Source organism: Lutimonas saemankumensis, assembly GCF_020171465.1.
Classification (GTDB): domain Bacteria; phylum Bacteroidota; class Bacteroidia; order Flavobacteriales; family Flavobacteriaceae; genus Lutimonas; species Lutimonas saemankumensis.
Genome location: NZ_JAIUZR010000003.1, coordinates 875,053 through 895,361 on the forward strand (window position 1 = coordinate 875,053; position 20,309 = coordinate 895,361).

Genomic DNA, 20,309 nt, shown 5'->3' on the forward strand with positions numbered 1-20,309 from the left:
CAATTTGGGCCAATTTCCTCATCAATTGCCTATTTCCTCATCAATTAAGGTTTTTAGATTTTCAATCTGGTTTAAAATTTTTTGATAGACCTCGTCCTTCTCGATCATGATTTGGATAAGCATAGAAAACAGGTTTTGAAACTCATAGGTAAAAACGGCTTCCGGCTTCATTAATTCTCCTGTTGAAAATTTCAGAACGGGATTAATGGTTGTGACAACATGATTGATCATGGCATCATAATGAATGGATTCCATTCTGTTGACGTATATATAATATTCTTCCAATTCTCGTATACCATTTACGATACCATGGTTTCTCAGAATTTTAATCTCTCCGCTATTGACCATTGTTTCATAAATATTTCCTTGCCTGTCAAAATCTGAATACTGGGTCATATTTCGAATAATGATGCCCAGGGTATCCAATTTACTATTATCGTTGGAATCTATCATATCATAGGCATAACGAAATTCCTTCATAAAACCCTTGTTGAATCCCATCTGTGACTGAATTAATTCCTGATCATCCATAATCTGTTCCCTGATATTTTCATAGTACTGAACTTCGATTTTTCTATTAATCCTGTCTTCGTTCCAGTTATCGACTTGAAAGGCCAGACTGATCCCAATAACAACGAGCAGCACTTCGCCAACAGCGTAGGTAAAATATTTTTTGATTTCTCCCTGCCTAATTAGATTTTGTCTTAATTTCTTAAAAAAATTCATTTCATCTGATTCGATATTGAACATCTTTGAAATAACCAAATGTTTCTTTCATTATGCTGAAGGTATTAATAAAATCCAAGTTTTAAAAATATCCCCATAATAATAAGATGGGTTCCCGAATTGGAAATTCCCTTTGATTGACTTATTTTTCAAAAAAAATTAGACATGACGATTTTTGTAGATATGGATGATGTGATTGCCGACACCTATGGCAAGCATATTGAAATGTATAATGATGAGTTTAATGAATTTCTTTCACTTTCAAATATTCAGAGTGGAGAGGTATGGCAGAATGTACCTGAAATGCATCAGGATAGTATAAAAAGGCATGCCCTTACCGATGGCTTTTTCAGAAATCTTGAGCCCATCAAAGACAGTATTGAAATTCTTAAAGAACTGAGCCAGAAACACGAGGTATATATTGCTTCAGCAGCCATGCAATTTCCCAATTCACTCCGTGAAAAAAGTGACTGGCTTGATCAATATTTTCCTTTTATTACCTGGCAATACCGAATTTTATGCGGACATAAATACATGCTTCGCGGGAATCTCTTGATCGATGATCGGTCTTTGAACCTTGATAAGTTCAAAGGTGATACCCTTTTGTTTACTTCTCCTCACAATATTCTTGAGAATAGCCATGAACGGGTAGACAGTTGGAAAGAGGTTGCCGACAAACTGCTTTAAGCATACCAGATATTAAAAAAGATTGGCTATCTTGACCCACCGACAAGAATGCTTCAGTACTATTGCTTATGCCAGAGAAAAAGAAATTCGGAACGTTTGCCGGCGTCTTTACACCTTCGATTTTAACCATTCTTGGGGTGATCATGTATATGAGACTTGGATGGGTAGTTGGTAATTCAGGCCTTTTTGGAACAATTGCCATTATTTTTATCGCCCATATCATTGCTGTAACCACAGGACTGAGCGTTTCCTCGGTGGCAACTGATAAAAAGATTGGGGCCGGCGGAATTTATTATGTGCTTTCAAGAAGTATGGGAATTCCCATTGGAGGCTCTATAGGTATTGCTATTTTTGTGGGTACAGCCTTTTCTATTTCACTGTATTTAATAGGGTTTTCTGAGAGTTTTAACGAATATCTTGGGTTGGGAATGACCACCAATGATTTTCGGATAACAGCAAGTTTTGCCTTGTTATCACTTACCATTTTGGCTCTTATAAGCACAACTGTGGCATTAAGAACTCAATTTTTTATTTTATCTGCTATCATTGTTTCCATTATTTCAATTTTATTTGGAAGTACTGATTTTGCACCGGAAACAGTAAATCTTTTACCAACTGAAGATTCGGTTCCCCTGGAAGTTGTATTTGCCATATTTTTCCCTGCAGTAACCGGTTTTACGGCAGGAATTGCTATGAGTGGAGACCTCAAGGACCCCAAAACCTCGATTCCTATTGGGACCTTAATGGCCATTGGGGTAGGATTAATTGTTTACTTAATTCTGGCCCTATTTCTTGCCTTTGCCGTAAGTCCTGAAATATTAGTTAGTGACTACAATATACTTATGAAAATTGCACTCTTTGCTCCTGCTGTTGTTGCTGGTATCTGGGGAGCAACCCTTTCTTCTGCCATAGGCGGTATCCTTGGTGGCCCCAGAATATTACAGGCCATGTCTCAGGATTTGGTCACACCAAAGATCTTTGGCAAAGGGAAAGGAGCCAATGACGAACCTGTCAATGCACTTTTACTTGTTTTCGTTATTGCTGAAATTGGAATATTGATCGGGGAGCTTGATGTAATTGCCCGTCTGGTTTCCATGTTTTATTTAACAGCTTATGGCTTTATCAATATTTGCTACTTCCTGGAGAGTTGGGCCAATCCTGATTTTCAACCCACCTTCAAAATTAAAAGATGGATCGGTCTCGTTGGATTTTTAGCCTGTTTTGCCGTGATGTTCAAATTGGATATGCTGGCAATGATGGTGGCTCTTGCAGTTATCGGAGGATTATATTTTGGCTTACAGCGCAAGGAAGTAAAATTACAATCGAACGATGTCTGGAGAAGTGTATGGGAAAATATTGTGAACAAGGGCCTGAAGATGATCGATGCCCAAAATGATGAAAATTCCAACTGGAATCCGAATATCATTTTATTCAGCGGGCAGAGTGACCATCAGAAATACCTTCTGGAACTGGGAAAAACCGTTTCGGGCCGAACGGGTATTGTGACCAATTTTAAACTGATCGTGGATAACACGGATGACAAGCCCTTAAAAAGGGCTGAACAGGTGGTTACAGATGAGAATTTTCAGGAGCTCGGAATTTTTGCCCGTCAGCTGAAGGTGACGAACATATACGATGGAATTACGAATATTGCTTCGACCTTTGGTTTTTCAGGAGTCGAACCGAATACGATCATGATGGGCTGGCCAAAGGGGCTGGAAAATTCCAAGGAGTATTCAAAAATGACACAAACCCTGCTCCACCTTGACTACAACCTTCTTTATCTCGATTTTGATCAGGATACAAAATTTGGCAGTTATAATTCAGTAGACCTTTGGTGGCGGGAAACGGACAGTAAAAATGCCGAAATGATGCTTAATATTGCCCGATTTATCATTGCCTCGCCCCGTTGGAACAATCCCAAAATCAGAGTTCTTTTTGTTAATAATAATAATGTTGACAATGCCTTGGTTGAAGAAAAAATATCTGCCCTGGTCGAGGACCTGAGGGTGAAGGTTGTCATTAAGATCATTAACAATGCCGTTGAACAAAAAGCTTTTTACGACATCATTGAAGAAGAATCTTCTTCGACGGATCTTACCCTTGTGGGAATCCCAAATTTCAGAATAGAAAAACAGGCCGAGTTTGTTTTAAAGACCAACCATCTGTTTGAAACGATTGGTTCGACCCTTTTAGTGAAAGCTGCCAACAATTTTAATGTTCTGGAACTTGATTTCATTCAGGAATCGGGAGAAGACGAACCCATTTAAAATGGAAAAAAATCATTGCCATTTTAAAATATATAAACCTTATGGAATGCTGAGCCAGTTGTATTCCAATGATCCCCGGGAAGCCAGAACTAAAAATTTTTTAACAGAGCTGTATGAGTTTCCCAAAGGAATCATGCCGGTGGGCCGTCTGGATGAAAAATCTGAGGGCCTCCTGTTGCTTACTACTGATGGCAAATTATCAGATACCATCAACCGTTCGGGAATTGAAAAAGAGTATTGGGTTCAGGTTGATGGAATCATTAATGAACATGCAATAAATACCTTATCCGACGGAGTTGAAATTGGGCTTAAAGGAAATCGATACCTCACCAAAACATGCACTGTTGAAGTAATTGATCCTCCAGTTGCCATTCCGAATGCAGATCCAAAATTGAGAATTGAAAGGCACAGGCCCTCGTCTTGGATCAGGATCATCATCACTGAAGGGAAATTCAGGCAAATTAGAAAAATGACTGCTGCCGTGGGATTTCCGACTCAAAGATTGATCCGAATGAGGATTGGAAATATCAGACAGGAGCTACCGGTTAAAAATGCTGTTGAGATGATCAACCTGCCTCAATGTTTATAAGCCCCTATTTTCCACTTAACGTTTCTATTCTTTTTTTGTGATAATCGGACCCGCTTATGGCGTAGGCCTTCTTTACATTTTCAAGCGCTTTCTGTTTATCACCCTGAGCCTCATAATAATCTGCCAGTGAATCATAGCTGTTGGCACTTTCAGGATAATATTCAGTATTAAAGTTAAAGTACATGAAAGCTTTTTCGGGTTGTCCCATATCCATACTCATATATCCCAGGGTATTCAAAAGATAAGCGGGATATGGCGGTTCATCATATCCGAAATGCTCTTTTAATTTTTGTTTTCTTTTTTTTATGATAGTGGACAACTCGTCTTTTGGGGTTTCAGGATCATTGAATCGATTGATGTGCTCCATTTGGTACCAGGAAAACAAATCAATTAAACCGTCTCTTACTGACGGAAGCGGAATTGTTCCATGAAGGTCATTTGGATAAAATTTCCAATAGAGTTGTAACCCATTCTTTTTGTTATCCTTCACGGCCTCAGTAAATTCTATATTGGATCTGGCAAACAAAGTCAGTTCCGTGCTGTCTTTCATTACATTGTCAAGGGTAATGTTCGTATTTGACATATGCAATTGTCCGCCTAAAGACACAAATAGTGACTTGTTCTTATAATCACCTTTACTTAATAAATCTCTGGACTCCCTGACAAGTATTTGATTATCCCAGTCCATACTGGGATCTATGGCAAGATAATTATCAAATAATTCAGGGCGCTTAAGAAGGGTGTTCACGGTAAACAATCCGGCATATGAATGTCCAATCAAGGTTCTGTAAGTGCTTACTGGATATTTTTCCTCAACATAAGGAAGCAGCTCTTTTTCAATGAATTGCAGGAATATATCGGCCCCTCCTGTATCCTGAAGGTATGGCGGGGCCGTTTCCTTATCTAATTTCGAAGGAGTAAGGTCGCGATTTCTGTTTTTTGCATTCGACACCCCGATCAAAACCATTTCAGGCACAAAACCTCCTGAATAATAATCATGTACAATTTGAAGCGCATTAAATTGAAATTCTCCGTCGAGGATAATTGCTACTGGATATTTATAATCATTGTCAGGGTTGTAATCTTTCGGCACTTCAACATAGAATTCTCTCGATTCATTTAAAACCGATGAATAAACACTATCTATTAACCCTTTTTTAATTTTAAAATCTGATTGGGAAATGATATTTTCATGAATTCCAAAACAAAGGAAAAATAACAATATGTAAGGTAATTTTTTTAGCATGACTGTTTTTTGATTTTTATAAATATTGCAGACGTGAAAGATATAATTAACAATTAATATCAGCATTAATTGATCGTTAATTCATACCATTCGATATCTTGAAGTTGTGCACGTCTTCCCTTCTCGGAAACCGGGTAATTTTTAACAAGATAATCTACGATAAGCTCCTGATTCTCTCCAAGATCCCATAAGTTTTGGGTTTCCTGCATCCAGCGTATCGTGGCATTCCATCTTTCCCTGTTCATTCTGTTCTGAATAACCAATTGGGCCGAGTGGCATCCCGTGCAGTGAGTAACCACAGCCATCATTCCTTCATCATCCTTTAATCCAGTGGGCTGATGGATTCCATCAACAATATCAGAACTTTGAATTTTATTCTTTGGGGAAGGCTCCAAAGGTTCATCTTTGAATTTTACCACAATTAATAAAACAAATAACAGCGCAGCCACAAAGACAAGTATTGACGTAAGGAGACTTTTTTTATGTTGGCCTTTAGCAAAGTTCATTTATTTGATATTTACATTTATCCTTTCTGATCAGACCACCTTCACCGCTATGCGATGGCAGGCGTTGTTCAAATACCCTTTCGGATTCCAGCCAGGAACCAGCATAGGTTGAGCATTCCCGTCAGCATCGGTTGCCTTTGCCCAGACTTCGTAATAACCTTTCTGAGGAAATAATATATCCGCTTTAAAATGCTGCCATGCCAGTCTGTTCAAGGGCCGTTCCAGGTCACAACTTACCCAGGTAGCTCCAAAATCTATGGAATACTCCATTTTTGACACCTCCAATTCTCCCGCCCATGCATGGCCTCTGATATGAAGAATTTTTGATTTTTTGAATGTCGCACCTGTTTTGGGATAAGTGATCAATGATTTCACGGGCATGGACTCGATGATCTTCATATCTCCCTCATCCACCTTCTCCCCGGGTGAAACAGGAAATTTAGGCACACGATACGACATCCCGCCCATTTTAGATCCGTCGTGTTCCTTATTTCGTACGCTTAACTGATGAATCCATTTTCCTGAGGCTGAAGCCGGCCATCCCCCTGCTACCAGCCTAAGTGGAAAACCGTGAACCAATGGAATAGGAGCTCCGTTCATTTCATAGGCCAGTAATGTTTCATTTTGATATGCTTTCCTTATTGGAACCCCTCTGGAAATGGGTTCTTTACTGCTATCCCCGCTTAAATGCACATCCCTGGCATGATAACCAACATAAACCGCATCTTCATTGATACCAACATCTTCAAGCACATCTTTTAATCGAACGCCAGTCCATTGGGCACAATGAACAGCACCAACGGTCCATTGATTTCCTTTTGCCGGAGGATCAAATTCACTCCTGCCGTTTCCACCACATTCTAAGGTCAGCTGATAGGTGTACGATTTAAATTTGGTTTTAAGTTCATCAAGGGTATAGGATTTGATTTCTTTTACAGATTCTCCCATGATCTCAAGTTTCCATTGATCAGCATGGATTGATTTAGGAATGAGCCCATTGTTCCGAATAAACATTTTACTGTTTGGCGTAATTTTATCATCCAGAAGATGAGCCTGTGCTTCAATATTAAAGGGCTTGTTGTTTAAAACGATCATTTCACTGTCCAGATCAAACATTTTAAATGGGTCAGGCTCCTGCAAACCAAGTATTTCATAGCCTTCCGGAATATTAGCACCAAATACGATGTTTAATCCTGTGAAGGATGCGATGCCGCTAAATCCGGCGTTCCGTAAAAATTTGCGTCTTTTCATCATATATTGAAATAAATATACAAATAAATACGATTGAACAATTTCTCACCATAAGCCTTTTGATCTGCTTTTTCTTAAACGTTTTTCTTTTAAAATGAACCAAAAAAAAGCCTCAACTGATCTGTTGAGGCTTTTACGGTGGAATTCGTTTTCGTTCCATTTTAATTATTTTTAGATGATCGTACTCTTATTCTTACTAAACGCACTTCATACAATATTTATAATCCGTAGTTTCTGTAATTTGACCATCTAATTCTTTTACTGTCCTTAAACGTTGAAAAATGATTAAAACGAATTTCGTTTGTTGCGTTACTAATTATTGTAGTTTTCATAATATTGGTTTTAAATTATACATCAAATATCATCCGAAACACTCTGATTTAAAATTTACATTTACCGAGTTGTCGAAAAACAATGACGAATTGTAAAAAATTTGAAAAATCAAAGTAAAAAAGCCGTCAAAGCTCTGTTTGACGGCCTTAAGATCAAATGTCTAATCTAATTATCCAACCACGATCTTTCTGGCTGGTTTTGGTTTTGCTTCTTCTTTTTTGGGTATACTCAGGCTCAAAATACCATCCTTATATATAGCTTCAATTTTTTCTTCATCTACGGTTTCAGGCAAGCTGAAACTTCTTTTAAAAGATGCGTATCCATATTCCTTGCGGGAATAGTTTTCTTCTGTTTTCTCCTCTTCTTTTGATGCTTCCATGGAGATAGAAAGAGTTTCATCTTCTACATCAATTACAAAATCTGATTTTTTAAATCCCGGAACTGCCATATCCAGTGTATAGGCATCTTCGTTTTCCTTAATATTAACCTTAGGGGTACTTAGGCCATTATTGAAATTTGTGACTTTTGAATTTCCCAGCTCTTCTCCAAATAACTCATCGATAAAAGACGCCCAGGCAGGAAAGCCAGTCATTGTATTATGTTTTCTTAAGATATTACCGTTTTTATTTACTATAAGATTGTTCATTATTTTTTGATTTAAATAGATTAAACTTCAATTTTAATTACTATCCATCTTATAGCAAACAAGTAGCCAAACTCGATTTTTACCTGATTTAGCCTTAAACCGTAACAAAAACAAGACATAATGTCTCTTTTCAAAAAATAATTATGTCATAATGGCATTTTTGATCTTGAAATCTAGTCCAAAGTCTCCCACCAATGTTCCATAGAAGAATCATTAACCTTAACCACCGCACCGATCCTGGGGCTTGTATATTTTAGTTTATTTTGCTCAGCAGCCTTCACAAATCTTGTTATTGGATCTTTCCAGTGATGCAATGCCAAACTAAATGCTCCCCAATGTACGGGAATAGCATTTTCAACACCTGAATCTAGAGCGGCCTGAACAGCTTCTTCCGGATACATATGAATTTGATGCCACCTTTGATTGTACTGCCCACATTCCATAAATCCCCAATTAAATGGGCCCAGCTTCTCTCCTACCATTTTAAAATGGTCACCATATCCACCATCACCACTCCAGTAAACAGCATAAGAATTGCTTTTTATCACCCATCCTCCCCAAAGAGATCTCGCACGGTCCGCAAGACCCCTTCCCGAAAAATGCCTTGAGGGAGTAAATGTAAGTTTTAAGTCAAATAATTCGGTATGGTCCCACCAGTCGAACTCTTGAATTAAACTCTTAGGAATTCCCCATCGTTCAAGATGCCTGCTCACCCCTAATGGCACCAGGAACAGATCTACTTTTTGCTTCAGCTTTCGGATACTTTCAAAATCAAGGTGATCATAATGATCATGGGTCAACAAGATGGCATCCAATTCTGGCAAACGATCAATAAGGTCAAGACTTGATTCAGAAAATCTTTTTGTTCTTATAGGGCCCACCGGAGAAGCATCCGGGCCAAACATTGGATCGATAAGTAAATTCCGGTCGTTAATCTGTAAAAGCAATACCGAGTGCCCGTACCAGATAAACTTGGGTTCTCCATCCTTTTGAAAATTCTCGTTATTAAAAGCAAGTATCTGCAGGTTAGACTTCGGATTTTGAGTTTTCTTGGTTTTGTTACTTTCTCTGATCAGCCCGGGAATACCACTAAGTTTTAACTCCATAGTGGTCTTTTCCAGATTTAAGAACTTGCCTTTCTTCCAGTTCTTGGAAGCTTTTAAAAGTTTCTTTTCATTCTTTGAAACTTTGCCTCCAAACTGTGGGTTCTTAGTAAAATAAAAATATCCAAAGGGTAATCCAAACCCTAAAATAAGGATCAATACTGATGAAATCATAGGTTTGATAAATAGGCACCGTATGAGTCCTTGAACTCAAATCCTTTCTGTATTCTTTTTTTATTCAGTTTTTTATACTCAACAAGTGCCCAAAGAATAAATTCCTTGATAAACAATTTATCCTCTGATATTGAGTTCGGCATATACGTTTCAATAAGTTCTTCCAATGGTGTTATCGCATTTAAAGCTTTTTGATATTCTTCTTCTGTTCCGTCATCCATGATCTCAAATGAACTTTGTTCAAAAAACCACTGAAGAATAGCCTCATAAGGATCTTTCTCATCCTCTCGCTTTAATTTTTTTATCACAGGAAAATACGTATCAAAAATACTTTTTGCGGCACTTCCAATCAGTCTTTCCGCAACAAAGGCTGCCCCCTCCTGCTCTCCTTCATAAACCAGTTCCACTTTTCCTATGATGGAAGGAATCATACCCATGACGTCAATAAATCGAATACTTGTTTGATCTGAACCCGAGGCAATGCACCTGTGTTCAGCCGTACTTAAAAGATTCTCATATGCTGTGATACTCATTCTGGCACTAACGCCACTCTTGCTATCCACATATTCGCTCTTACGAGCTTCAAATCCAATTTGCTCTACCAAATCACGGGCAAGGTCAGGAATATGGATCTTGCACATCCTGTTGTCCTGCAAACTGGCTTCCTGTGAGGTAATTTCCCTTGCTATTTCAATTGACTCAGGATAATGCGTAAGAATCTGAGAACCTATACGGTCTTTTAAGGGAGTTACTATACTTCCTCTGTTTGTATAATCTTCCGGGTTGGCCGTAAAGACAAATTGAAGGTCCAACGGTAATCTCACTTGAAAACCTCTGATCTGTATATCCCCCTCTTCCAATATGTTAAATAAAGCTACCTGTATTCTTGATTGAAGATCTGGAAGCTCGTTGATCACAAAAATACTTCTGTTAGCGCGGGGAATCATACCAAAATGAATCACACGTTCATCCGCATAACTAAGCCTCAAATTAGCAGCTTTAATAGGATCGATGTCTCCGATCAGGTCTGAGATGGTAACATCAGGTGTAGCGAGCTTTTCATAAAACCTTTGCTCCCTGTGTATCCATTCAATGGGGGTCTCGTCTCCCATTTCCTGGATACGTTCTTTACCAAATCGACTTATCGGTTTTAGAGGATCATCATTGATCTCAGAGCCCTTAATTGCAGGTATATACTCGTCCAGTAACTGAACCATAAGCCTGGCAAGCCTTGTCTTGGCCTGTCCCCGAAGCCCAAGCAGATTTATATTGTGCTGAGAAAGAATAGCTCGTTCCAATTGAGGAATAACGGTCTCATCATAACCATGGATCCCGGTAAAAGAATCCTTTCCCTGTTTTATATTTTCAATGAGATTCTTCCGAAGTTCTTCTTTAATACTTCTCGTTTTATACCCCTGCTTTTTCAGCTCTCCAAGCGTTTTTACTGATCTGTACATTATCTGATTCTTTTTTTTCTGTTGTTCTCGTAATCGTGAAATATCATCTCACCCAGGCCGTCGAGCCCTGTATAGAAAGCCTTTCCTTTATTGGATTCGGTAAAGGCATCTACAAAAGTTTGTAAATAAGGGTCCCTGGCAATCATGAAAGTTGTTATTGGAATATGGAGCTTTCGGGCCTGTGCAGCCATCTGATAACATTTATCCACAATAAAACCATCCAGCCCGTTACTGTTTTTGTAGTACCTTCCGTCCGGAAGACGCACACAACTCGGCTTTCCATCCGTGATCATAAAGATTTGTTTATTGGTATTCCTTTTCCTTCTCAGCATATCCATGGCGAGCTGAAGGCCGGCAACGGTGTTGGTATGATAGGGACCCACTTCCAAATAAGGTAAATCCTTCAATCGAATGGGCCATGCGTCATTACCAAAGACCAGGATATCCAAAGTATCCTTTGCGTATCTCGTTGTGATCAATTCAGCAAGTGCCATGGCTACTTTTTTTGCTGGCGTGATCCTGTCCTCTCCATAGAGGATCATGCTATGGCTTATGTCTATCATCAATACGGTGCTCATCTGAGCCTTGTGATGCGTATCCTCAACGATCAAATCATTTTCGTGTAATGTAAACTCACCAAATCCATGATTGATCTGCGCATTTTTAAGGCTTTCCGTAATGTTTATGTTTTCAAGAGCATCTCCAAACCTGAATTCCCTCAGATCTCCGGTATGTTCATCACCCACTCCGCTGCTCTTTGTCTTATGATTTCCTGATCCTTTCTTTCTGATTTGGCCGAAAATCTGGTTCAAAGCATTCTTTCGAATCGCTCTTTCGGTTTTTGCCGTTATTTTTTTGTCGTAAGACCCGTCTGGTTTTAATTCTTCCCTGATATAACCTTTTTCTTTTAATTCCTCTACGAAATCATCAAGTGTATAATTCTCATCGGTAAGCTGGTATTCCTGATCAAGTTGCTCCAACCAATCCAAAGCCTCATCAAAATCGCCAGAGGTATGCGTGATAAGTTCTTTGAAAATATCAAATAATTTGTCAAAAGGACTTTTCTTTCCTTCTGAATACAATTCAAATTGATAACCTAATTGACGTTTTTCTTTTTTCATATCTTATTCATCACTTATAAAGAGCTTTTGATACCCCGTTTAGTGAAATTTTTTGTTTTCTGATCGGACGGACCAGAAAAAATTCAAGATTCGATAGATTTTGGATATCTCAAAAAAGACCATGTAACGAAAACAATCTCTTTTGATAAAAAAACTGATAGTAAAACAAAGATAAGGATTATTGCTCACTTTCTTTTAATGGAGAATTTACCCAAAATTTATCGATTCCTTCTTTGGGCGACACCTCAGATTGAAGTAATGGAGAAGTTTTCTTGACAAACTTCAGATCTTTATCCAAACTACTTTCCGTTTCAACTTCCTGTACGAACAACTCTCGATATTGCTTTACACGAATCCTGGGCCCCTCATTAATTGTGTTGCCAAAGACATCCTGGAGATTATCAAGATAATAAGCAATATCATCCGGAAACTTCTCTCTTTCTATTTCATCGTCAAAGGGGACCACCTGTACTCGCAACGTTTTCTGATTAATAATTTGGATTTTGCTTATCTCGATTCTTTTTTTCTTTTGATAAAAATTGAATTGCTTACTCGGCTGTCGAATTGATTTTACATTAAGGCCATGGTTAAAAAAAATCGTGAACGAATCACTTTCATAATGGTAGTTCACCTTTTCAACTTTAAAGATATCCCCGTGTTTGACGTTAAAATAATTATTAAACATGAGGTAGTTTAAATAATACTGATCTTCATGCTTCTTATAGGCAAGATTTACCTCATATAACGGAGCTTTTGTTCGTGATTCCCGATTTACATAGTTCAGTTTTTGAATTGCAAAACTGTACTTATGGATATAAACAGAACCTGTGGCTCTAAAATACTTATCCATTTCCGATACTGAAGATGTAAAATCAATCTTATAAATAGCTTCTTCATCCTGATACATGACTTTATCAATTTTAAAATGATGGTTCCTGACAAAATCATTTTTCAGAACATCTACAAAAGAAAAAGATTTGATATCAAAATTTCTGATGGCATCTCCAATGTGCAGTAAATACAGCTCATTCCCCCCTAAAGGTGAAACAGTCACGTTTCTCAGGTATTTTTCATTGTAATTATCATAGGGAACAGAAAGGATGGTATCCGTATAAAACTCTTTATTTAGCCCATAGGAATAAAGTACGGACTGATTCAGGTTGTCTGAATATTTGTTGGTTCCAAATCCCGCATCAAAAACCTTGACGATCCCCTCACTTAAATTAACATAGTCCTGAAAATTTAATGGATGTTCAGGTTCAAGTTCACTGGCATCGATAATTCTCTGATAGTCCCTGTAATAGGCCGTAAAAGCGAAAGGGCTATGTGGATAGTTCATCGGAATTCGATTAATGGCCTCCTTAACAATGCGTCTTGCTGAAAGTTTTTTTTGTTTCTTGCTAAAATTCAATACAACTTCATTCAGGGCCTCCGTCTGCTGTTGAATTCTTAAAGATCGAATAGAGCCATCTTCGGACGGGCTTATCGTAAAAATGGTCGTCCTGTATCCAATACTTGAGATTTTTATGGAATCTCCGGGTTGGATGAATCTGTTGGGAACCCTAAAAACCCCCGTCTCGTCTGAAATTACACCCACCCTGGTACGTTCAAGAATGACGGTTGCATAAATCAAAGGTTGATCTGTAGTTTGATCGATAACTTTGAACCATGAGAATTCAGTTTCCTGGGCCCTCAAAATTGAAGGAAGGGTAAAAAGAGCACAAGCTATCAGAAAAGAATAAAAACGCTTCATACACCTGAAGATTTACTTCAGGCTAATTTAGATTATTCAAAATAAAATCTACAGTCTTGTTTGTATTATTATTTTCGGAATAGGCTTTCGTCCGATAGACTGGTTCAACAGCCAAATCACTGTCAATCAGTAGCTTGATTTCTGGCAAATATTCCAAAGTAACCTTGCCGGTAAGCAGCAGAGACAAGTCCTGACCTGATTTATAATAATCGTAAACTTTTTTCAGCCCCGTAAGGTATAAATAGTCCTTGGTAAAACCACCACCTCGATGAACACGAAGTGTTATGTTGAAGGCACTATCCCTGTCCAGGTCAAACTGGTTGTGCAGAAGCCTGAATGTTTTGGAAAAATCATATCCTTTGGCAAGGCTATCCACTGCAATCACCCTATAGGCCAGCTCTTTCAATCTTTTGACAGTTAAATTATTACTCATATATTCAGCAAAAACTGCTAAACCTTCCTGGGTTTCCTCATATCCGGGAAACCCATGCGAAAATATCTTTAGAGGATGAAGCAGACCATTCATGGTGGTTACCATATGAACTCCAATTTCATGATTACCCAAAACCTGCAGTTCATGTTCAGAAAATTTGTGATTATCATTGATCACAAGGGTCTTTATATTGTTTAAAACCATTGCTGCCGCTGAGATCTTTCTTGAACGATCGATATGATATTCAAAATCATAGGGCCTTGAAAATTCCCTGAAAAAAGCTTCGGTCTGTTTGGCATCAAACTTTTGTTCAAATCGTTTCTCTTTTGGGTCCTCTTCCTCAAAATGAAGAATAAACTTCGCATTTTCCACATCCTTCTCAGTAGGTGTACCAAAACAGTGCAGGCAATTGTAGTAAAACTTTTTTCCAGAACCTATGGTCTCTATACATTGAATTAAACCGGAATATGTGTAAATAATTTCCTCGTAGAGCTTCCTTATATTGGCATCTTCTATTCGTTCAATAGGCTGTGTAAAAAGCTCTCTGTGGAGTTTAAATTTGTCAAAATTTATTTCAGGGTATTCAAAAACCGGATCCGTCAGGTATTTGGAGGCAAAAAACTTCTTTCTTTGTTCTTCAATATTAATTGGATTAACATAACTGAGCAATTCTATTTGCCTTACCAATTCATCAATCTTCGCATCGATGCGCATTAAATCGCTCAACTCCGTTACTGTTTTATCATCCATTATTTACTCTCTTATCTGTGTTTCTCCATAAATGAAGCAGCGTGTTCCGGAATTCGGACCTCCAGTTCCTTTGCTATGGCTCTTACGACTTCCGGGAAAAGGACCTGTTCGTATTCATCACAATAGATCTTGGCAACTTCGGTTGCCAAAACTAATGTATTTTTAAAATTTGAAGTAATGAATTTCAGAAAATATCCGTTACCATAAAAAGTATCATTAATCGCGGCGGATGAAGGCAGGTCATTGGGTAATTGTATTTCAGATAAACTTTGCCTCCATGATTCCACCGTTTCTCCAAATCTTTGATTATCTATGTTTTGAGTTCCCAGGTTCCAGGTTGGAATCTCTCTGGGCCAACGCTTCCAATTGTAACTATGCATATCATATACAATACAAATGTTATGAAGGGACTCCAACTTCTTTATCAATGCTCTCGAAACATCGTAAAAAGCCTTGTGTTTCGCCAAACTTTTTGACTTCATTTCCTCGGATAAAGGATTTTTCCATAAAGGTTTGCCCCATGCATCTTCGTAAATGGCATTTTCAGGGGCCCTGTTAAGGTCATACTCAAACCTGGAGTCCAGTCCAGCGATCACAATAGGATGATTTGCCACCATCTCTTTGGTGGCCGGATCATCTTCATACCATCTTTCATAAGGAGTATGAAGGCAATTGCCCCATAGTTCTTTCCTTAGTTTATGACCGTCATGTACAGCAGCACAGACATAAGGAGTATATTCTTCTACCTTGAGTGTAAAGGAATAATCATCGATAACAGCTTCAAACAACTGGGCCGATTCAATTTTATCTATGATTTGAGAAAGGCTTAACTTTTGCATTTATTCAATATAATTTAGTTAAGCGTCCTGGACCGTTTTTCTCAATCTTGATCGTCTGTCAAAGGCCTGTAATTTATCCATTACCTTACTTTCCAGAAAATCAATAACCTTTTCCTCAACCTTGGTCTTTGTCTTATAGACCTTGTTGATATATGTGATTCCCCCTGGTGACATCACATTGACCTCAACAAGTTTTCCACCTATCACATCGATACCGACAAAATAAAGCCCGTCTTTAACCAGTTTTGGGCCAATCTGCTTACACAGGGCCTTTTCAACCTTTGTCATACTATGCTTTTGTACCGAACCTCCCGCAGATACATTGGACCTGTGGTCACCTTGACCCGGTACTCGTTTCATGGCACCTACCGGATTACCATTGAGCATCAGAATTCTGACATCTCCCTGATCTGCACCTTCTATATAATCCTGGAGTATCACATAATTCGAAGACCCTCCACTGTTAATGTAAAAGTCCAACAGCGAATTGATATTATTCATGGCCGTCTTTTCGATCAATATAACCCCTGATCCCCCAAATCCATTCAGTGGTTTCAGAATCATTTTGTCGGATTTTGATTCTTTGATCCGCTCGATCAGATATTGTTTGTTCTTCGACACATGGGTATTAGGAATAATATTACTGTGAGCATCTCCAAATGCTGCCGTATATAATTTATTGTTCGCCTCCCTCATTCCCTCGAGCGAATTCATGATAAAGACATCGTCTTTAACCGAATCCAGAAAATTCAGCATGATGGAATCCAATGGAGGATTGGCTCTGAAGAAAATCACGTCAAAACCTGCTAAAGGAAGCATTTCAACCCGTAACTTAGCTTTAAGATAAAAAGATTTGGCACTGCTGGGAACCTTCTCCATTCTGCCGATAACCGTGCAAAAAGCATTTGTTACACTATCGCGAATTGTTAAGTTGGAAGGACTGCAAATAGCAACGCCATGGCCCCTTTTGACACATTCTTTGATCAAGGCCAGTGAAGAATCATGCTCAGGCACAATTTCTTCCCATGGATACATTAAAAAACAAACATTCATCTGACATTATTTTTGGTTATTTCAAATATAAAAAATAATTCAACGCTCAAATGAACTCCTTCAAGATTACAGTTTAAGCTTTTCTAGCAAGACGACTGTACAATTTTTCCTATTGATGAAAAATAGTATATTGCTTTAAATTTTATCCTGATGAATATTGTAAGAACGGCCCTGCTCCTGATCATAACACTGGTAATTGTACCGGTTTTTTCCTATTTTTTTGGGACTCCCTTAAATGAGATTTCTGTGGAAGCGCTTAAAATGGTGTCCAAAATCCTAATTGTGGCCATCGTATACTGTTTTGTTATAGGCGAACTAACAGGTAATAATAGCCAGGTGGATAAACTTTGGAGTTTGCTGCCTATAGTCTATGTTTGGGTTATCGCCTACTATGGTGATTTTTCTCCGAGACTGATCATCATGTCGGTTCTTGTGACCTTTTGGGGCTTACGACTTACGTATAATTTTTCACGTCATGGGGCTTTTACCATACGATTTTGGGAAGGCCATGAAGATTATCGCTGGGCCATACTAAGGAAAAAACCTGAATTTCAGCCAAAGTGGAAATGGACCTTGTTCAATTTGTTTTTTATTTGCAGCTATCAGTTGACACTTATCTTGTTATTTACGTTGCCCGCCTTAATAGCGCTTCAGTTCAATGACACCACTTTGAATTTCTGGGATATTTTTGTTGCATTGGCCATGCTGTTTTTTATCGTTTATGAAATGGTGGCTGATAATCAGCACTGGAAGTATCAGAGTGAGAAGTGGAAAAAAATTAATAATAATCAACCCCTCGAGGAGGATCAGAAAAAGGGGTTTTTGGACAAAGGACTTTGGGCCTATTCAAGACACCCTAATTATTTTGCAGAACAGGCTGTCTGGGTTAGCTTTTATCTGTTCAGCGTTATTGCATCGGGGCAATGGCTTAACTGGTCCATTGCAGGATCACTCCTTTTAATAGTACTATTCCAGGGAAGTTCCAATTTTAGCGAAGAAATTAGTGCCGAAAAGTACCCTTTGTACAAAGATTATCAACAAAGAGTCCCTAGATTCATAGGATTGGTAAAATCCAAAAAGTAACTTATTCATTCAGGATTTTCTCAATTCTTTCAAGATGTTCCTCTGAAAAGTTTAAATGATCCACAATGCCAACCGCATCGTCGATCTGAGAAACTTTGCTCGCACCAATTATAACACTTGTCACTCTTTTATCCCGCAACACCCAGGAAAGAGCCAGCTGAGACATCTTTTGGCCACGTTCCCTTGCAATTTCATTGAGTGCTTTGACTTTTCTTATTCTCTCTGAAGTAATCTGGTCGGTTTGCAAAAATCCATGAGATTTCGCAGCCCTTGAATCCTCAGGTATTCTTTCGAGGTATTTGTCAGTCAGCAAGCCCTGGAACAATGGACTGAAAACTACGGACCCAACCCCATTTTTCTCCAGTACATTAAGCAAACCATCCTCAACCCATCGGTTGAACATACTGTAAGAAGGTTGGTGAACAAGGCATGGAGTACCAAGTGACCTCAAAATATCAATGGCTTTTTGAGATTGTTCCGGATCATAATTTGAAATTCCTGCATACAGTGCTTTCCCGGACCGTACGATCTGATCCAGAGCCATCATCGTTTCTTCCAAGGGGGTTTCAGGATCTGGTCTGTGACTATAAAATATATCAACATACTCGAGCCCCATTCTCTTTAAACTTTGATCACAACTGGATATAAGGTATTTTCTGGAACCCCATTCCCCATAGGGGCCCGGCCACATCAAATAACCTGCCTTGGACGTTATGATCATTTGATCCCTGTACGACGATAACTCCTGACTTAGAATTTTTCCAAAGGTTTCTTCTGCAGATCCTGGAGGAGGACCATAATTGTTGGCCAGATCAAAATGGGTAATTCCATGATCAAAGGCGCGAAGTACCATTTTTTTTGAATTTTCATAGACGTCTACTCCGGCAAAATTATGCCATAGGCCCAGAGATACGATTGGAAGCAGCAAGCCACTTTGGCCACAACGGTTATACTTCATATTTTGATATCTCGATTCATCGTTTTCCATAGTTGTAATCAAATAATGAATTAAAATTATTCTTTAATCAGTTATAAAAATAAACATTATAAACTATTCCAAAGGGCTCAGTTAAAGATCCTCCGGAATAGTTTATTTTTATTATTAATTAGCTTTACACTAATATTTTAAGAGCTTTTTATTGAGGTAAAGCCTTAATATGGGCATAAACCTTGACCCCGCTAATTTCCATCTCAACATTCTCTTTAAGCATTTTTACTCCCTTCACATCATTTAATTCTCCTTCCGGGGAGATGGCCTTTACGCCGTATAAATCACCATTCTTTTGGGCCACTTTGATATGGATAAGATTTCCCAATCTCTCTCCGGCAACGACATCAAGTAAATTGCCGTCCAGATCCATTGCCTTTAAGGGATATAATGAACCTTCTTTGGTAATTGCAAAAATTCCCTGTTTTGAGTCAGAGCCTTTTATGATTTTTACGGGTAGTTGAAGATTATCCCCGACAAAAGCCTTAATATCAAGCAGACTTCTTTGACTGGAGTTTTTTATGGCCTTTATATCATGGGCAGTTCCTTCAGGATCTATGGCTTTGATGTCCAGCGTTTTTCCTTCCGGATGAATTCCTTTTATGTGCCAAATAAAATTATCAGAAGCACAACCCGTTTGAGAAATGGCTTTTACATGGGCATGAATCAACACTCCGTTTATACTTCCTTCAACGGGATCGGAATTCACCTTAACCCCTTTAACATCATTAAGCAAGCCTTCCGGTGAAACAGCTTTGACCCCATAGAATTCTTTGTTTTTCGTAATGGCCTTGATGTGGATTATATTTCCGGAGTGTCCAATGCCTTTGACATCCAATTTTTCACCTTTGGCATTGATGGCCTTGATATCGAGTATTACTCCTTCATTTGTTATACCTTTTACAGGCATAAACCGTCCGTCACTTTGAAGAATTTTTACGGGTAACTTTTTTCCCTTCATCAAAACTTTAACATCCATCAAGGTAGTCTGGCTGGCATCCTGTATCGCTTTTACATCGTATTTGTTCCCGTACTGATCAAAGGCCTTTATATCGAGAAAATTACCTTCCGGATGAATGGCTTTAACGTGCCAAATGACTTCCCCTCCAACCTTATCACTCTTTTCATGTTGTACCTCATCCTTGCTGTAGTTTGAATCTGAATTAAGTCCAAAACTCAAGAATACAAAGACTGCGATGACCAAGGCTCCAATAAGCCTTATGTCCATTTTTTTGAGAATAAGCATATTACGATAATTTTTAAGAATATTCGCCTTGAACTGAAAGACCGAGAAATATTGA

18 protein-coding genes are annotated in these 20,309 nt (G+C 38.5%); 4 read left to right on the forward strand and 14 right to left on the reverse strand.

The window, feature by feature from the left end; genetic code table 11:
- Nucleotides 1-21 precede the first annotated feature (21 nt).
- A complete protein-coding gene (locus LCM02_RS05365) occupies nucleotides 22-726 on the reverse strand; it encodes a DUF6090 family protein (protein ID WP_224927299.1) in 705 nt (234 codons plus the stop codon).
- A gap of 165 nt (nucleotides 727-891) precedes the next feature.
- Between LCM02_RS05365 and LCM02_RS05370 the strand changes: the two genes are divergently transcribed.
- From LCM02_RS05370 to LCM02_RS05380, 3 genes are all read left to right on the forward strand, one after another.
- The gene (locus LCM02_RS05370; RefSeq protein WP_224927300.1) at nucleotides 892-1,413 is read left to right on the forward strand and encodes a 5' nucleotidase, NT5C type; all 522 of its coding nucleotides are present in this window, start codon (nucleotides 892-894) and stop codon (nucleotides 1,411-1,413) included.
- Between the two features lie 68 nt (nucleotides 1,414-1,481).
- Complete coding sequence (locus tag LCM02_RS05375; RefSeq protein WP_224927301.1) at nucleotides 1,482-3,683, forward strand: APC family permease; 2,202 nt, start codon at nucleotides 1,482-1,484, stop codon at nucleotides 3,681-3,683.
- Nucleotide 3,684: 1 nt separating this feature from the next.
- The gene (locus LCM02_RS05380) at nucleotides 3,685-4,272 is read left to right on the forward strand and encodes a pseudouridine synthase (RefSeq protein WP_224927302.1); all 588 of its coding nucleotides are present in this window, start codon (nucleotides 3,685-3,687) and stop codon (nucleotides 4,270-4,272) included.
- 4 nt (nucleotides 4,273-4,276) lie between these two features.
- Here the strand turns inward: LCM02_RS05380 and LCM02_RS05385 are convergent, their stop codons facing one another.
- From LCM02_RS05385 to gshB, 11 genes are all read right to left on the reverse strand, one after another.
- Nucleotides 4,277-5,518, reverse strand: coding sequence for an alpha/beta hydrolase-fold protein (locus LCM02_RS05385; RefSeq protein WP_224927303.1), 1,242 nt, complete (start codon nucleotides 5,516-5,518; stop codon nucleotides 4,277-4,279).
- Between the two features lie 65 nt (nucleotides 5,519-5,583).
- Entirely contained in the window at nucleotides 5,584-6,024 is a 441-nt protein-coding gene (locus tag LCM02_RS05390) for a monoheme cytochrome C (RefSeq protein ID WP_224927304.1), read from the reverse strand.
- A gap of 30 nt (nucleotides 6,025-6,054) precedes the next feature.
- Nucleotides 6,055-7,275 (reverse strand): sulfite oxidase, encoded by a 1,221-nt coding sequence (locus tag LCM02_RS05395; protein WP_224927780.1) that lies wholly within the window; start codon nucleotides 7,273-7,275, stop codon nucleotides 6,055-6,057.
- A 502-nt stretch (nucleotides 7,276-7,777) separates the two neighbouring features.
- Nucleotides 7,778-8,254 carry an Hsp20/alpha crystallin family protein gene (locus LCM02_RS05400; protein WP_224927305.1) on the reverse strand — a complete coding sequence of 159 codons (477 nt, stop codon included), beginning with the start codon at nucleotides 8,252-8,254 and terminating at the stop codon, nucleotides 7,778-7,780.
- Nucleotides 8,255-8,427: 173 nt separating this feature from the next.
- Complete coding sequence (locus tag LCM02_RS05405) at nucleotides 8,428-9,531, reverse strand: MBL fold metallo-hydrolase (RefSeq protein WP_224927306.1); 1,104 nt, start codon at nucleotides 9,529-9,531, stop codon at nucleotides 8,428-8,430.
- A complete protein-coding gene (locus tag LCM02_RS05410) occupies nucleotides 9,528-10,991 on the reverse strand; it encodes an AAA family ATPase (RefSeq protein ID WP_224927781.1) in 1,464 nt (487 codons plus the stop codon). The genes LCM02_RS05405 and LCM02_RS05410 overlap by 4 nt, the downstream gene beginning before the upstream one ends.
- Complete coding sequence (locus tag LCM02_RS05415; RefSeq protein WP_224927307.1) at nucleotides 10,988-12,109, reverse strand: vWA domain-containing protein; 1,122 nt, start codon at nucleotides 12,107-12,109, stop codon at nucleotides 10,988-10,990. Before LCM02_RS05415 ends, LCM02_RS05410 begins: the two co-directional genes overlap by 4 nt.
- A 178-nt stretch (nucleotides 12,110-12,287) precedes the next feature.
- On the reverse strand, nucleotides 12,288-13,862 hold the full coding sequence (locus tag LCM02_RS05420) for a carboxypeptidase-like regulatory domain-containing protein (RefSeq protein WP_224927308.1): 1,575 nt from the start codon (nucleotides 13,860-13,862) through the stop codon (nucleotides 12,288-12,290).
- A gap of 22 nt (nucleotides 13,863-13,884) precedes the next feature.
- Nucleotides 13,885-15,045, reverse strand: a complete 1,161-nt coding sequence (locus LCM02_RS05425; protein ID WP_224927309.1) for a flavohemoglobin expression-modulating QEGLA motif protein — start codon at nucleotides 15,043-15,045, stop codon at nucleotides 13,885-13,887.
- 11 nt (nucleotides 15,046-15,056) lie between these two features.
- Complete coding sequence (locus LCM02_RS05430) at nucleotides 15,057-15,884, reverse strand: N-formylglutamate amidohydrolase (protein ID WP_224927310.1); 828 nt, start codon at nucleotides 15,882-15,884, stop codon at nucleotides 15,057-15,059.
- Nucleotides 15,885-15,902: 18 nt separating this feature from the next.
- Nucleotides 15,903-16,937 carry a glutathione synthase gene (gene gshB / locus LCM02_RS05435; RefSeq protein ID WP_224927311.1) on the reverse strand — a complete coding sequence of 345 codons (1,035 nt, stop codon included), beginning with the start codon at nucleotides 16,935-16,937 and terminating at the stop codon, nucleotides 15,903-15,905.
- Nucleotides 16,938-17,087: 150 nt separating this feature from the next.
- Here gshB and LCM02_RS05440 point away from each other — a divergent pair, with 150 nt between their 5' ends.
- Nucleotides 17,088-18,020, forward strand: a complete 933-nt coding sequence (locus LCM02_RS05440; protein ID WP_224927312.1) for a DUF1295 domain-containing protein — start codon at nucleotides 17,088-17,090, stop codon at nucleotides 18,018-18,020.
- Between the two features lies 1 nt (nucleotide 18,021).
- Here the strand turns inward: LCM02_RS05440 and LCM02_RS05445 are convergent, their stop codons facing one another.
- Nucleotides 18,022-18,978, reverse strand: a complete 957-nt coding sequence (locus LCM02_RS05445; RefSeq protein ID WP_262902498.1) for an aldo/keto reductase — start codon at nucleotides 18,976-18,978, stop codon at nucleotides 18,022-18,024.
- Nucleotides 18,979-19,156: 178 nt separating this feature from the next.
- On the reverse strand, nucleotides 19,157-20,254 hold the full coding sequence (locus tag LCM02_RS05450) for a DUF7486 family protein (RefSeq protein ID WP_224927313.1): 1,098 nt from the start codon (nucleotides 20,252-20,254) through the stop codon (nucleotides 19,157-19,159).
- Nucleotides 20,255-20,309 lie beyond the last annotated feature (55 nt).

Coding starts and splice junctions, on each gene's coding strand:
- LCM02_RS05415 (WP_224927307.1), bottom strand. CDS start 12,109: ATGAAAAAAGAAAAACGTCAATTAGGTTATCAATTTGAATTGTATTCA.
- LCM02_RS05400 (WP_224927305.1), bottom strand. CDS start 8,254: ATGAACAATCTTATAGTAAATAAAAACGGTAATATCTTAAGAAAACAT.
- LCM02_RS05430 (WP_224927310.1), bottom strand. CDS start 15,884: ATGCAAAAGTTAAGCCTTTCTCAAATCATAGATAAAATTGAATCGGCC.
- LCM02_RS05390 (WP_224927304.1), bottom strand. CDS start 6,024: ATGAACTTTGCTAAAGGCCAACATAAAAAAAGTCTCCTTACGTCAATA.
- LCM02_RS05445 (WP_262902498.1), bottom strand. CDS start 18,978: ATGAAGTATAACCGTTGTGGCCAAAGTGGCTTGCTGCTTCCAATCGTA.
- LCM02_RS05405 (WP_224927306.1), bottom strand. CDS start 9,531: ATGATTTCATCAGTATTGATCCTTATTTTAGGGTTTGGATTACCCTTT.
- gshB (WP_224927311.1), bottom strand. CDS start 16,937: ATGAATGTTTGTTTTTTAATGTATCCATGGGAAGAAATTGTGCCTGAG.
- LCM02_RS05365 (WP_224927299.1), bottom strand. CDS start 726: ATGAATTTTTTTAAGAAATTAAGACAAAATCTAATTAGGCAGGGAGAA.
- LCM02_RS05370 (WP_224927300.1), top strand. CDS start 892: ATGACGATTTTTGTAGATATGGATGATGTGATTGCCGACACCTATGGC.
- LCM02_RS05440 (WP_224927312.1), top strand. CDS start 17,088: ATGAATATTGTAAGAACGGCCCTGCTCCTGATCATAACACTGGTAATT.
- LCM02_RS05375 (WP_224927301.1), top strand. CDS start 1,482: ATGCCAGAGAAAAAGAAATTCGGAACGTTTGCCGGCGTCTTTACACCT.
- LCM02_RS05380 (WP_224927302.1), top strand. CDS start 3,685: ATGGAAAAAAATCATTGCCATTTTAAAATATATAAACCTTATGGAATG.
- LCM02_RS05425 (WP_224927309.1), bottom strand. CDS start 15,045: ATGGATGATAAAACAGTAACGGAGTTGAGCGATTTAATGCGCATCGAT.
- LCM02_RS05395 (WP_224927780.1), bottom strand. CDS start 7,275: ATGAAAAGACGCAAATTTTTACGGAACGCCGGATTTAGCGGCATCGCA.
- LCM02_RS05385 (WP_224927303.1), bottom strand. CDS start 5,518: ATGCTAAAAAAATTACCTTACATATTGTTATTTTTCCTTTGTTTTGGA.
- LCM02_RS05420 (WP_224927308.1), bottom strand. CDS start 13,862: ATGAAGCGTTTTTATTCTTTTCTGATAGCTTGTGCTCTTTTTACCCTT.
- LCM02_RS05450 (WP_224927313.1), bottom strand. CDS start 20,254: ATGCTTATTCTCAAAAAAATGGACATAAGGCTTATTGGAGCCTTGGTC.